Annotated in this window: 10 protein-coding genes; 7 read left to right on the plus strand and 3 right to left on the minus strand. The window is 72.9% G+C overall.

Annotation, left to right across the window (positions count from 1 at the left end; all coding sequences use genetic code 11):
- The first annotated feature begins 11 nt into the window (after window positions 1–11).
- The 6 genes from ACYVI6_RS02000 (at window position 12) to ACYVI6_RS02025 (ending at window position 8,585) form a co-directional block, all read left to right on the plus strand.
- Window positions 12–1,250, plus strand: coding sequence for a M24 family metallopeptidase (locus ACYVI6_RS02000; protein ID WP_460444801.1), 1,239 nt, complete (start codon window positions 12–14; stop codon window positions 1,248–1,250).
- 13 nt (window positions 1,251–1,263) lie between these two features.
- A complete protein-coding gene (locus ACYVI6_RS02005; RefSeq protein ID WP_460444763.1) occupies window positions 1,264–2,718 on the plus strand; it encodes an NAD-dependent succinate-semialdehyde dehydrogenase in 1,455 nt (484 codons plus the stop codon).
- Window positions 2,715–3,248, plus strand: a complete 534-nt coding sequence (locus tag ACYVI6_RS02010) for a VOC family protein (protein ID WP_460444764.1) — start codon at window positions 2,715–2,717, stop codon at window positions 3,246–3,248. The genes ACYVI6_RS02005 and ACYVI6_RS02010 overlap by 4 nt, the downstream gene beginning before the upstream one ends.
- Window positions 3,245–5,422 (plus strand): alpha-ketoacid dehydrogenase subunit alpha/beta, encoded by a 2,178-nt coding sequence (locus tag ACYVI6_RS02015; RefSeq protein WP_460444765.1) that lies wholly within the window; start codon window positions 3,245–3,247, stop codon window positions 5,420–5,422. The genes ACYVI6_RS02010 and ACYVI6_RS02015 overlap by 4 nt, the downstream gene beginning before the upstream one ends.
- Window position 5,423: 1 nt before the next feature.
- Complete coding sequence (locus ACYVI6_RS02020) at window positions 5,424–6,749, plus strand: dihydrolipoamide acetyltransferase family protein (RefSeq protein ID WP_460444766.1); 1,326 nt, start codon at window positions 5,424–5,426, stop codon at window positions 6,747–6,749.
- A gap of 294 nt (window positions 6,750–7,043) precedes the next feature.
- Window positions 7,044–8,585 (plus strand): glycosyl hydrolase family 18 protein, encoded by a 1,542-nt coding sequence (locus ACYVI6_RS02025; protein ID WP_460444767.1) that lies wholly within the window; start codon window positions 7,044–7,046, stop codon window positions 8,583–8,585.
- A 74-nt stretch (window positions 8,586–8,659) separates the two neighbouring features.
- On the opposite strand, the gene ACYVI6_RS02030 is transcribed toward ACYVI6_RS02025, so the two are convergent.
- Window positions 8,660–9,217, minus strand: coding sequence for a carboxymuconolactone decarboxylase family protein (locus ACYVI6_RS02030; RefSeq protein ID WP_460444768.1), 558 nt, complete (start codon window positions 9,215–9,217; stop codon window positions 8,660–8,662).
- A gap of 13 nt (window positions 9,218–9,230) precedes the next feature.
- Window positions 9,231–10,643 carry an amidohydrolase family protein gene (locus tag ACYVI6_RS02035; RefSeq protein WP_460444769.1) on the minus strand — a complete coding sequence of 471 codons (1,413 nt, stop codon included), beginning with the start codon at window positions 10,641–10,643 and terminating at the stop codon, window positions 9,231–9,233.
- Between the two features lie 201 nt (window positions 10,644–10,844).
- On the opposite strand from ACYVI6_RS02035, the gene ACYVI6_RS02040 reads away from it, so the two are divergent.
- Entirely contained in the window at window positions 10,845–11,948 is a 1,104-nt protein-coding gene (locus ACYVI6_RS02040) for an endo-1,4-beta-xylanase (protein WP_460444770.1), read from the plus strand.
- A 29-nt stretch (window positions 11,949–11,977) separates the two neighbouring features.
- On the opposite strand, the gene ACYVI6_RS02045 is transcribed toward ACYVI6_RS02040, so the two are convergent.
- A complete protein-coding gene (locus ACYVI6_RS02045; protein WP_460444771.1) occupies window positions 11,978–13,030 on the minus strand; it encodes a LacI family DNA-binding transcriptional regulator in 1,053 nt (350 codons plus the stop codon).
- Between the last annotated feature and the right edge of the window lie 111 nt (window positions 13,031–13,141).

The raw sequence follows: 13,141 nt of genomic DNA on the forward strand, positions 1-13,141 counted from the left end.
CGCCGCGCCCCATGTCGGCGCCCGGCCACATGGGCGTCGACTACGAGGAGCGGGTCGACTTCGCGCGGCTGCGCGAGTACCGGCTGGGCCGGGCGAAGGACGCGCTCGCGGCCTCGGAGTGCGCGGCGTTCCTGCTGTTCGACTTCTACAACATCCGCTACACGACGCAGACGTGGATCGGCGGTGCGCTCGGCGACAAGATGACGCGCTACGCGCTGCTGACCCGCTCGGGCGAGGGCTCAGAGGCGCCGTACCTGTGGGACTTCGGGTCCGCCGTCCGGCACCACCAGCTGTACTCGAACTGGCTGCCCGACGAGCACTGCCTGCCCGGCATGCTCGGGATGCGCGGTGCGGTGGCGCCGTCGGCCGGGCTGATGGAGTCGGCCGTGCGGCAGATCGTCGGCATGCTGGCGGACGCCGGGCTGACCGGTCAGCCGGTGGGCGTCGACATCGTGGAGCCGGCGTTCATGCTGGAGATGCAGCGACAGGGCATCACCGTCGTCGACTGCCAGCAGTCGATGCTCGACGCGCGGGTCGTCAAGAACGCCGACGAGATCATGCTGCTGACCCAGGCCGCGGCGATGGTCGACGGCGTGTACGTCGACATCGTCGAGAAGCTGCGGCCGGGCGTGCGCGAGAACGAGATCGTGGCGCTGGCGAACAAGCGGCTGTACGAGATGGGCAGCGACCAGGTCGAGGCGGTCAACGCGATCAGCGGCGAGCGCTGCAACCCGCACCCGCACAACTTCACCGACCGCATCATCCGGCCGGGCGACCAGGCGTTCTTCGACATCATCCACTCGTTCAACGGGTACCGGACCTGCTACTACCGCACGTTCGCCGTCGGGTCGTCGACGCCGGCCCAGCGCGACGCCTACACGAAGGCCCGCGAGTGGATGGACGTCGCGATCCAGGCGGTGCGCCCGGGCGTCGGCACCGACGAGATCGCCGCCCTGTGGCCGAAGGCGACCGACTTCGGCTTTGCCGACGAGCTCGCGGCGTTCGGCCTGCAGTTCGGGCACGGCCTCGGGCTCGGGTTGCACGAGCGGCCGATCATCTCGCGGCTGAACAGCATGCGGGAGCCCGTCGAGCTGGTCGAGGGCATGGTCTTCGCGCTGGAGACCTACTGCCCCGCCGCGGACGGCTTCTCGGCCGCCCGCATCGAGGAGGAGGTCGTGGTGACCGCGGACGGTCCGCAGGTCCTCACCCTCTACCCCGCGCAGGACCTCGTCGTCACCAACCCCTTCTGAGAGCAGCGGAACCGTGTCGCAGAGCATCGACGTCAGCACCGTCCAAACCGACCTGTTCGTGGGCGGCAAGTGGGTCCCCGCCGCTGCGGGCGACCGCTTCGACGTGCTCGACCCCGCCACCGGCGACCTGATCGCCACGGTGGCCGACGGTCGGGTCGACGACGCGATGGCCGCGGTGGACGCCGCGGCCGCCGCCGCCGAGGACTGGGCCGCCACCGCACCGCGGCAGCGGGCCGAGATCCTGCGGCGCGCGTTCGAGCTGATGACCGAGCAGTCGGAGCAGCTGGCCCGACTGGTGTCGCTGGAGAACGGCAAGGCGCTGGTCGACGCGCGCGGCGAGGTGGCCTACGCGGCCGAGTTCTTCCGCTGGTACTCCGAGGAGGCGGTGCGCTCGATCGGGTCGGTGCAGACCGCGCCGTCCGGGGCGAACCGCATCGTCGTCGTCCGGCAGCCGGTGGGCATCTGCGTGCTGGTGACGCCGTGGAACTTCCCGGCCGCCATGGCCACCCGCAAGATCGGTCCCGCGCTGGCCGCCGGGTGCACGGTGGTGCTGAAGCCGGCCAGCGACACCCCGCTGACCGCGCTCGCCATGGCCCAGGTGCTCGCGGACGCCGGGGTGCCGCCGGGCGTGGTGAACGTCGTCCCGTCGCGCAAGAGCGGGCAGGTCGTCTCGGCGATGCTGCACGACGACCGCGTGCGCAAGCTGTCGTTCACCGGCTCGACCGAGGTGGGTCGGGTGCTGCTCGCGCAGGCCGCCGACCAGGTCGTGAACTGCTCGATGGAGCTCGGCGGCAACGCGCCGTTCGTGGTGTTCGCCGACGCCGACCTGGACGCCGCGATCGAGGGCGCCATGATCGCGAAGATGCGCAACGCCGGTGAGGCGTGCACCGCCGCGAACCGGTTCTACGTCGAGCGGTCGGTGGCCGACGAGTTCAGCCGACGGCTGGCCGAGCGGATGTCCGCCCTCGTGGTCGGCCCCGGCCTCGACGACGGCACGCAGGTCGGGCCGCTGGTCAACGAGGAGACCGTCGGCAAGGTCGACGACCTCGTGCAGGCCGCGGTGGCGGACGGCGCCCGCGCCCTGGCCGGCGGGTCGCGCGCCGACCGCACCGGCTGGTACTTCGAGCCCACCGTGCTGGTCGACGTCGCGCCCACCTCGACGATCCTGCGCGAGGAGATCTTCGGGCCCGTGGCGCCCGTGGTGGCGTTCGACACCGAGGACGAGGCGGTGCGGCTGGCGAACGACACCGAGTTCGGGCTGGTGAGCTACGTCTACACCGGCGACCTCGGCCGCGGCATGCGGGTCAGCGAGCGGCTGGACTCCGGCATGGTCGGGCTGAACCGCGGGCTGGTGAGCGACCCGGCCGCGCCGTTCGGCGGCACCAAGCAGAGCGGCGTCGGGCGCGAGGGCGGGCACGAGGGGATGCTCGACTACCTGGAGTCCAAGTACATCGCGGTCACCTGGTGACGGGTCCGCTGCCCGGGGTGCGGCGGCTCGACCACGTCGGGCTGACCGTGCCCGACCTCGACCAGGCGCAGCGGTTCCTGGTCGAGGTGCTCGGCTGCGAGTTCCTCTACGCGCTCGGGCCGTTCGGCGACGACGACGGCGAGTGGATGCAGGAGCACCTCGGGGTGCACCCGCGCGCCCGGGTACCGCAGAACCGGTTCTTCCGGCTGCCCGACGGCACCGTGCTCGAGGTCTTCGCGTACGAGGCTCCGGACCAGCGACGTGAACCACCGCGCAACAGCGACGTCGGCGGCCACCACCTGGCGCTGTACGTCGACGACCTGGACGCCGCCGTGGCCGCGCTGCACGAGCACGGCGTCGAGGTGCTCGGCGAGCCCACGGCCAGCAGCAGCCACCACGAGGGGCAGCGCTGGGTGTACTTCCGGGCGCCCTGGGGGCTGCAGCTCGAGCTGGTGTCGTACCCGCACGGCAAGGCGTGGAACCGCCTGCACGAGAACGCATCCGGCACACCGCAGGGGAGCACCGCATGACCACCGACGACCAGCTGACGCCGTCCGTGCCGTGGGTCGGGGTGGTGGCGACCGACGAGGACTGGGACGCCGCGGAACCGGCGCTGCTCACCGCGATGCTGCACCAGCTGCTGCTCGTGCGGACCTTCGAGGAGCAGGTGCTCGAGCTCGCCAACGCGGGCCTGGTGCACGGCCCGGCGCACTCGAGCATCGGCCAGGAGGGCGGTGCGGTCGGGTCGGTGCTGGCGCTCGCGGACGGTGACACCGTCAACGGCTCGCACCGCGGCCACCACCAGTTCCTGGCGAAGGCGCTGGCGCACGTCGCCCCCAAGGGGCTCGACCTCACCGAGGACGTGTCGGACGACGTGCGCACCGTCGTGCTCCGGACCCTCGCCGAGATCTGCGGGCTCGACCGCGGCTGGAGCCACGGCCGCGGCGGCTCGATGCACCTGCAGTGGAAGGCCGCAGGTGCCATGGGCACCAACGCGATCGTCGGCGGCGGGGTGCCGCAGGCCGCGGGCTTCGCCTTCTCGCACCGGCTGGCCGGCACCGACGCGGTGTCGGTGTCGTACTTCGGCGACGGCGCGGTCAACATCGGCTCGACGCTCGAGACGATGAACCTGGCCGCCGCGTGGAAGCTGCCGGTCTGCTTCTTCATCGAGAACAACCAGTACGCCGTCTCGACGACCGTCGAGGAGGCCACCGGCGAGCCGCGGCTGTCGGCGCGCGGGCCGGGCTTCGGCATCGCGAGCTGGCGGGTCGACGGCATGGACCCGCTCGCGACGTACCTGGCGATGCAGCGGGCGGTGCAGCACATGCGCTCCGGAGCCGGCCCCGCCGTCGTCGAGGCCGTGACGTACCGCTTCTTCCACCAGAACGGTGCGTTCCCCGGCAGCGCGTTCGGCTACCGCAGCAAGGAGGAGGAGCGGCTCTGGCGCGACCGCGACCCGCTGCTGCAGACGGCCGGGCACGTCGTTCGGCGCGGTCTGCTCACGCAGGAGCAGGTGGACGCCGCCCGCGACCGGGCACGCGACCTGGTGCGCGAGGCCGCCGACGCGCTGCTCGAGCCGGTCGAGGGCGGCAAGCCCGGGCAGCGCCGCATCAAGCCGTCGGAATGGCCCGACCCGGCCTTCGCCGACGTCGGGGTGCGAGGCGACACCAGCGAGCTGGTGGGGCAGCGGTTCGCCGACCGCGACTCGTTCACCGGCGAGCTGGCCGAGCGCAAGCTGGTCGACGTGGTGGCCGAGGTGATGGGCCGCCGCATGGAGACCGACGACCGCGTCGTCGTCATGGGCGAGGACGTGCACAAGCTGAACGGCGGCACCAACGGCGCCACCCGCGGTCTGCCCGACCGGTTCCCCGGCCGGGTGCTCGGCACGCCGATCAGCGAGAACGCCTTCGCCGGGCTCGCCGGCGGCATGGCGATCGACGGTCGCTTCCGGCCGGTCGTCGAGTTCATGTACGCCGACTTCATGTGGGTCGCCGCCGACCAGCTGTTCAACCAGGTGGCGAAGGCCCGGCACATGTTCGGTGGTGACGGTGCGGTGCCGTTCGTGCTGCGCAGCAAGGTCGCCATGGGGACGGGGTACGGCTCGCAGCACTCGATGGACCCGGCAGGCGTGCTGACCACCGCCCCCGGGTTGCGCGTCGTGGCGCCGTCGACGCCGTTCGACTACGTGGGCCTCCTGAACACCGCGCTCGCGCTCGACGACCCGGTCGTGGTGCTCGAGCACGTCGACCTCTACACCTCGACGGGCGAGGGGCCGGTCGACGACCTCGACTACTGCCTGCCGGTCGGCCGGGCGGCGGTGCGGCGCAACGGTTCCGACGTCACGCTCATCACCTACCTGGGCATGGTGCGACCGGCGCTGCAGGCCGTCGAGCAGACCGGCGTCGACGCCGAGGTGATCGACCTGCGCTGGCTCGACCGCGCGAGCCTCGACTGGGAGACCGTCGAGGCCAGCGTGCAGAAGACCGGCGTGGTGCTGATCGCCGAGCAGGGCCCGGTCGGCACGTCGTACGGCGCGTGGCTGGCCGACGAGATCCAGCGCCGCTGCTTCGACCACCTCGACCAGCCGGTGCAGCGCGTCACCGGTCGCGAGGCGTCGCCCAGCATCAGCAAGGTGCTCGAGGCCGCGGCCGTCGCCGGCGTCGACGAGGTCGCCGCCGCCCTCACCCAGATCTCGGAGGCCTGACGTGGCGCGGCTGCTGAAGATGCCCGAGGTCGCGGCCGGCACGACGGAGGCCGTCGTGGCCGAGTGGCCGGTGACCGAGCAGGGTTCGTTCGCCGCCGGCGACCCCGTGGTGACCGTCGAGACCGAGAAGGCCGTGGTCGACGTGCCCGCCGACGCCGACGGCGTGCTGCTGCGCGTGCTGGTCGCCGCCGGCAGCACCGTCGAGGTGGGCGAGGTCATCGCGCTGGTGGGCGAGCCGGGCGAGCAGGTCGACGACGTCGACGCCCTGCTGGCGCAGCTCGGTGCCGGCGCGCCCGACAGCGGTGCCGACGCGCCCCTGGCCGGGGCCGAGGACGGCGTGGACGGCGGGCTCACCGACCGGGCGGACGACGGGGCCCCGCAGCCCGAGCCCGTGACGCCGCAGGTGCTCTCGAACGGCGCGGCGACGGGAGGTGGCCGGGTCTTCTCCAGCCCGCTGGCCCGCCGGCTGGCGCGCGAGGCCGGGCTCGACGTCGAGTCGCTGCACGGCACCGGCCCGAACGGGCGCATCGTGCGACGCGACGTCCAGGGTGCGGTCGCTGCCCGGGCCGCAGAGCCTGCTGCACCCGTTGCGGCACAGGCCCCGCAGCCCGAGCCGAGCCCGGTGGCGCAGGCACCGCATCCGGCGACGGGGTACGAGGACGTGCCGCACACGCGGCTGCGCCGCACGGTGGCCGCTCGGCTCACCCAGAGCGTCACCCAGGCGCCGCACTTCTTCGTCGAGGGCAGCGCCCGGGTCGACGCGCTGCTGGCGCTGCGGGCCGAGCTGAACGCCGGCGGCGGCACCAAGGTGTCGGTGAACGACCTCGTGGTGGCCGCGGTCGCGCGTGCGCACGTCGCGGTGCCCGACCTGAACGTCACCTGGGGCGATGACGCCGTCCGCCGGTTCACGTCCGTCGACGTCGCCGTCGCGGTGGCCACAGACCGCGGCCTGGTGACACCCGTGCTGCGAGGCGTCGACCAGCGCACCATCGGCTCGATCGCCGCCGCGAACGCCGACCTGGTGACCCGGGCGCGCGCCGGCCGGCTGCGCCAGGACGAGCTCGAGGGCGGCACCGTCACCGTCTCGAACCTCGGCGGCTACGGCGTCGAGCGGTTCAGCGCGATCATCAACCCGCCGCACGCGTCGATCCTCGCCGTCGGCGCCGCTCGCCAGGAGCCCGTCGTCGTCGACGGGCAGCTCGACGTCGCCACCGTGCTGCACGTGACCCTGTCGGTCGACCACCGCCCGGTCGACGGCGCCACCGCGGCGCAGTGGGTGCAGGTGTTCACCGACCTGCTCGAGCACCCCCTGCGCGTCCTCGCCTGACCCCCGGCCTTCGCGCGCCACGTGAAGTCGGCTCGCGCACCGTCCGAGGGGTGTGCACGCCCAGCGAACGGTGCCGCAGCCGCAGGGAGTGAACCGTCGGCGGCACACCAGCAGGCTGCACCGAGCACGGCGGTCGACGACCCCTGCGCGCACGCCGTCTCGTCCGAACGGCCGAGGGCCTCTTCACAAACCGGGCATTCCGTAGCTATGTTTGACTCTGGCAATAAGTTAAGAGTCCGAACATATCCATCTCACGGAGGCAGCTCGCGTCCGTGCGTCCCCACTGGAGTGCCGATGTCGTCACGACGCCAGTTGCTGTCAGCCGGAGGTGTCGCGGCCGTCACCGCGGCGCTGCTCGCCGGTGCGGTCGCCGGGGCCCCCGCCGCGTCCGCGATCGCGTGTCCCGGATCCACCTGGTCCCGCACCACCGCGTACACCGGCGGTCAGGAGGTCACCTACGCCGCGCACGGCTGGCGGGCGAAGTGGTGGACCTACGGCGACGTCCCGGGCGCGAACGCCCAGGACGTCTGGGTGGACGTCGGGTCCTGCAGCACGACCCCGACCACGCCGCCGACGACCTCGACCCCGACGTCGACCCAGACGCCCACCACGCCGCCCACGACGACGCCGCCCACGACGCCGCCCACCACGAGGCCGCCCACCACGACCCCGCCCACCACGACCCCGCCCACCACGACCCCGCCCACCACGACCCCGCCGGCGAGCGGCAAGAAGGTCGTCGGGTACTTCACCGACTGGGGCGTCTACGGCCGCGGTTACAAGGTGAAGAACATCGAGACGAGCGGGTCGGCCGCCAAGCTCACGCACCTCGTGTACGCCTTCGGCAACGTGACCAACGGCCAGTGCGCTGTCGGCGACTCCTACGCCGACCACGACATGGCCTACACGGCGGCCGACTCGGTCGACGGCGTCGCCGACACCTGGGACCAGCCGCTGCGCGGCAGCTTCAACCAGCTGCGCAAGCTCAAGAAGCAGCACCCCGGTCTCAAGATCGTCTGGTCGTTCGGCGGCTGGACCTGGTCCGGCGGCTTCACCCAGGCGGCGGCGAACCCGGCCGCGTTCGCGGACTCCTGTCGCAAGCTGGTGGAGGACCCCCGCTGGGCGGACGTCTTCGACGGGATCGACATCGACTGGGAGTACCCGAACGCCTGCGGTCTGTCGTGCGACAGCAGCGGGGCGGCGGCGTACAAGAACCTGATGCGCGCGCTGCGCGACCGGTTCGGCAGCGACCTGGTCACGTCGGCCATCACCGCGGACGGCACCTCCGGCGGCAGGCTGGAGAAGGCGGACTACGGGGGCGCGGCCCAGTACGTCGACTTCTACATGCCGATGACCTACGACTACTTCGGTGCCTTCGCGCCGCAGGGCCCGACCGCCCCGCACTCGCCGCTGACGTCGTACCCCGGCATCCCCACCCAGGGCTTCGACTCGGCCACGGCGATCGCGAAGCTGCAGAGCCTCGGCGTCCCGGCGAGCAAGATCCTGCTCGGCGTCGGGTTCTACGGCCGCGGCTGGACCGGCGTCACGCAGTCGGCGCCGGGCGGTTCGGCCACCGGCCCGGCGCCCGGCACGTACGAGCAGGGCATCGAGGACTACAAGGTGCTCAAGACCAGGTGCCCGGCGAACGGCACGGTGGGCGGCACCGCCTACTCCACCGCCTGCGCGGGTGAGTGGTGGGGCTACGACACCCCCGCCACCCTCGCCGGCAAGATGCGCTGGGCCACGCAGCAGGGCCTGGCCGGGTCGTTCTTCTGGGAGCTGAGCGGCGACACCGCGGACGGCGAGCTGATCAGCGCCGTGCGCAGCAACCTGTAGCGCACCAGCACCTCCGCCCCCGAGCCGTCGTGCACGGCTCGGGGGCGGACTCGTGCGACGTCAGGACGACGGGGCTACCGGGCGGTGGCGAGCCCGGCGTCGGTGCCGGGCAGGTACTGCTGGTGGCCGATGTCGAGCATGCGGATCCAGCTCTGCTGCCCGAACGTGAGCGCCACGAAGCAGCCGAGCTCGACCAGCTCGGGCTCGGTGAAGTGCGACCGCACCCGGTCCCAGAAGTCGTCGCCGACGTCGAGGCGCCAGGCGATGGCCTCGGTGTAGGCGAGGGCCGCCTTCTGCCGCTCGTCGTAGCGGTCGGAGGACTCGAAGTCGATGAGGTCGTCGTACTCCCGCTCGGCCAGCGCCGCCTGGCCCGAGCGCTGGTTGCCGCAGAACTGGCAGTTCACCGTGCGCGACACGTAGACCCGGCACAGCTCCTTCAGCGCGTGGTCGACCACGCCCTCGCGGAACAGCGCCTGCCACGAGTCGGCGAACGCCCAGAACGCGTTCGGGGCGTGCGCGCGCACCGCCGAGCTCTCGGGGCGCGGGGTGCCCTCGGCGGCGCACCGTCGCAGCTCGGCCTGCATCCGCTCGTCGAGCTGCTCCATCGGCACGTACGAGATGCGTCCGGTCATCGTGGTGCCCCCCTCAGCGGGCCAGCAGGGCGGCGAGCGCGCGCGAGGTGTCGCGGGCGATGCGGTCGGCGTCGAGCGTCGTGAGCCGCCCGTGCCGCTTGAGGATGCGGCCGTCGACGACGACGGTGTCGACGTCCTCGGCGCCGGCGGCCAGCGCCATGGTGCTGGCCGGGTCGGTGAGCGGTGCGGTGTGCACCGAGTCGGCGCGCACCATCACCAGGTCGGCGCGCTTGCCCGGGGTGAGCGAGCCGGTGACGGCGCCGAGGCCGAGGGCCCGGGCACCGTCGATGGTCGCCATCTGCAGCACCCGCCGGGCGCTGACCGCGAACTCGTCCAGCGCCTCGCCACGGGCCAGGCCGACGGCGAGCCGGATGACCGACCACATGTCGGCGGTGCCGGTCAGCGGCAGGGTGTCGATCGAGAGCGTGAAGAGCGCGCCGCTGTCGAGCAGCTGCTTCACCGGCGGGACGCCGTACCCGATGAGCAGCTCCGACCACGGGCTCGAGCTGATCGAGGCGCCGCTGTCGCGCACCGCGGCGCGCTCGTCGGCCGTCGTGTACAGGGCGTGGATCAGCTGCGTGGCCGGTGTCAGCATCCGCTGCTCGGACAGCTGCCGGATCATCTGCAGCGCGCCCTGCGCCACCGTGGAGTTGGCGTGGTAGCTGACCGGCAGCCCCAGCCCGCGGGCGGTGTCGTACTCGGGGCGGAAGACGCTCTCGGGCGACTGACCCGGCGGCCGGCCGGCGAGCCCGAGGTGCATCAGCGGCAACCGTCCGGCGTCGAACCACTCGCGCTTGACGCGTGCCAGGTCGGCGAGGTCGATCCGCTCGGTGACCGGCAGGCCCTGCGGCGAGCCGTACGAGAAGCGGCCGCGCAGCCCGACCTCGGCGTGCGCGCGCAGGTTGGCGTCGGCGTGCGCGGGCGAGCGCAGGTTGTGCGACCAGTCGTGCACCGTCGTGATGCCGGTGCTGACGGCGTCGGCGAGGCCCATCCGGGCGCCGGCGTACAGGTCGGACGGCAGGCACTTGGCGCCGTTGCGCAGGTTCAGCGCGAAGTAGGCGTTGGCCGGCGAGGTGCTCGACAGCGAGCGGTACAGCGACGTCCACAGGTGCCAGTGCGTGTCGACGAGGCCGGGCATCACGACGGTGCCGCGGCCGTCGATGCGCTCGCCGCGGGCGCGCAGGCCGCGCCCGACGGCGACGATGCGCCCGTCGCGCACGTGCACGTCACCGCGGGTCAGGTCGCCGACCGCGGGGTCCATCGACAGCACGGTCGCGTCGTGCACGACGAACTCGTGCCTGGATGCCGGGTGGTGCCCGTGCCCGCCGGTGGCCGCGGCGGTCTCGCCCGAGCCGACCGCGCCGGCGGTGACCGTGGTGGCGGCCGCTGCACCGAGCAGACCCCGTCTGGTGAGCGTGCCGCTCATGCCTGGACCTCCGCGTCCGCCCGAGCGCCGTCGCTCAGGACCCCCGCACCGTAGAGCCGCTTGCAATCGTTTGTCGAGGGGTTGCGGTCACCGACCTGCCGAACCGCGCCGGGGCGTTCCGTCCCGTTGACGGGGCTTCGTCCGGTCACCTAGCGTCCACCGGTGTCGGGGATCTGCCCGAAACTTTCAGACGGAGGAACCATGAGACGACGAGGTCTCCAGGGGACGGCGGCACGCGTGGTCGCGGTGGGTGCCGTGGTGGGCGCGGTGCTGGCCGGCGGTGCGGTCACCAGCGCCGAGGGCGCCGCCAAGGTGCCCGACCCGACGACGTCGACGCTGCGCCAGCTGGCGAAGCACACCGGCGTCCGGATCGGCACGGCGGTCGACACCAGCGCGCTGGCCGCCGACGCGACGTACCGCTCGGCGGTGTCGGCCCAGTTCGACTCGGTGACGCCGGAGAACGTCATGAAGTGGGAGGTCGTCGAGCCCGAGCGGGGCAGGTACGACTTCACGCAGGCCGACGCGCTGGTCGCCGCCGCGAAGGCGAACCACCAGAAGGTGCGTGGCCACACCCTGGTGTGGCACAACCAGCTGCCGTCGTGGCTGACGTCGCGCACGTGGACCAAGCGCGAGCTGAAGGCGGTGCTGAAGCAGCACATCCGGGCCGAGGCCGGCCGCTACCGCGGGCAGGTCTGGGCGTGGGACGTCGTCAACGAGGCCTTCGACGAGGACGGGTCGCTGCGCGACTCCCTCTGGCTGCAGGTGATCGGCCCGGAGTACATCGAGGACGCGTTCCGCTGGGCGCACCAGGCCGACCCGAAGGCGTTGCTGTTCTACAACGACTACAACCTCGAGTCGATCGGGCCGAAGAGCGACGCGGCGTACGCGCTGGTGAAGAAGCTCCGCGCGAAGGGCGTGCCGGTGCAGGGCGTGGGCTTCCAGGCGCACCTCAGCACCCAGTACCCCTTCCCCGAGGACCTCGCCGCGAACCTGCGGCGCTTCGGGCGGCTCGGGGTGAAGACGGCCATGACCGAGGCCGACGTGCGCATCACGCTGCCCGCCGACCCGGCCGAGGTGAACGCGCAGAGCGCCGGCTACACCCTGCTGCTGCAGGACTGCCTGCTCGAGCCCAGCTGCGTCTCGTTCACCGTCTGGGGATTCACCGACAGGTACCAGTGGGTGCCGCAGACGTTCCCCGGTGAGGGCTCCGCCGCCGTCTACGACGAGAGCTACCGGCCGAAGCCGGCGTACGACGCGCTGCGCCGCACGCTCGCCCTGGCGCCGCGGCACGCGCCGCGCGCCTAGTCGCGCAGGCGCTGTCGGCGTCCGTCCGCTCAGGCAGGGGCGGACGCCGGCGGCGCCGTGCTGTCGCGCACCACCAGGTCGACCGCGAGGTCCATCCGGGTCGCGCTGACGTCGCCGTCGCGCAGCCGCAGCACCAGCCGCGCGGCCTCCTGGCCCATGCGCTGCAGCGGCTGGTGCACGGTGGTGAGCGCCGGGCTCGACCAGCGCGCCACCGGGATGTCGTCGTACCCGACCACCGACAGGTCCTCGGGGATGCGCAGGCCGCGCATGCGCGCCGCCTCGATGGCCCCGAGCGCCTGCAGGTCGCTGCCGGCGAAGATCGCCGTCGGCGGGTGCCGCAGGTCGAGCAGCTCGGCCGCGTGCTTGTGACCGCCCTCGACGTGGAAGTCGCCGAAGCGCACCAGCTCGGGGTCGACGTCGAGACCGGCCATCCCCATCGCCGACCGGAACCCGGCCAGCCGCGCCACGGAGCACATCATGTCCTGCGGCCCGGTGACGATCGCGATGCGCTGGTGCCCGTGGTCGATCAGGTGCTGGGTGGCCGCGACGCCGCCCTGCCAGTTGGCCGAGCCGACCGAGGGGACGTCGGGGGCCGGGTCGCCGGCCGGGTCGACGATCACGAACGGGATGGCGCGCGACGAGAGCTTCTCGCGCAGCTCGGCGGGCAACGCGGAGAACACCAGCACCACGCCCAGCGGACGCCGGCGCAGCACGCCGTCGACCCACTCGGGCCCGGGCGCGTGCCGGGTGCCGCTGCGGGTGAGCACCACGCTGGCGCCGGCCTCGACCGCGACCTCCTCGACGCCGCGGATGAGCTCCATCGACCAGGCGCTGTCGAGCTCGTGGAAGACCAGCTCGATGAGCGGCGCCTCCGGCGTGCCCGCGGCCCGGCGGCGGTACCCGTAGCGCACCAGCAGCGACTCGACGCGGCTGCGGGTGGCGGCGGCGACGTCGCCGCGCCCGTTCAGCACCTTGGAGGCGGTCGAGAGCGAGACGCCGGCCTCCTCGGCCACGTGGGCGAGCGTCACCCGGGCGCCCGCGGGCCGGTCCGGCGGGGCCGGCTCCGGCGCGCTGTCTGCCACGTCGCGCAGCCTACGGCAACGCGTCATGGCCTTGACCCCCTCGGACGCCGTCCGTATGGTCGCCATGCACAACTGCTTTCGGCAATGCAGCCGAAACTTTCGAGAGGCGTT

Source organism: Angustibacter aerolatus (assembly GCF_054776675.1).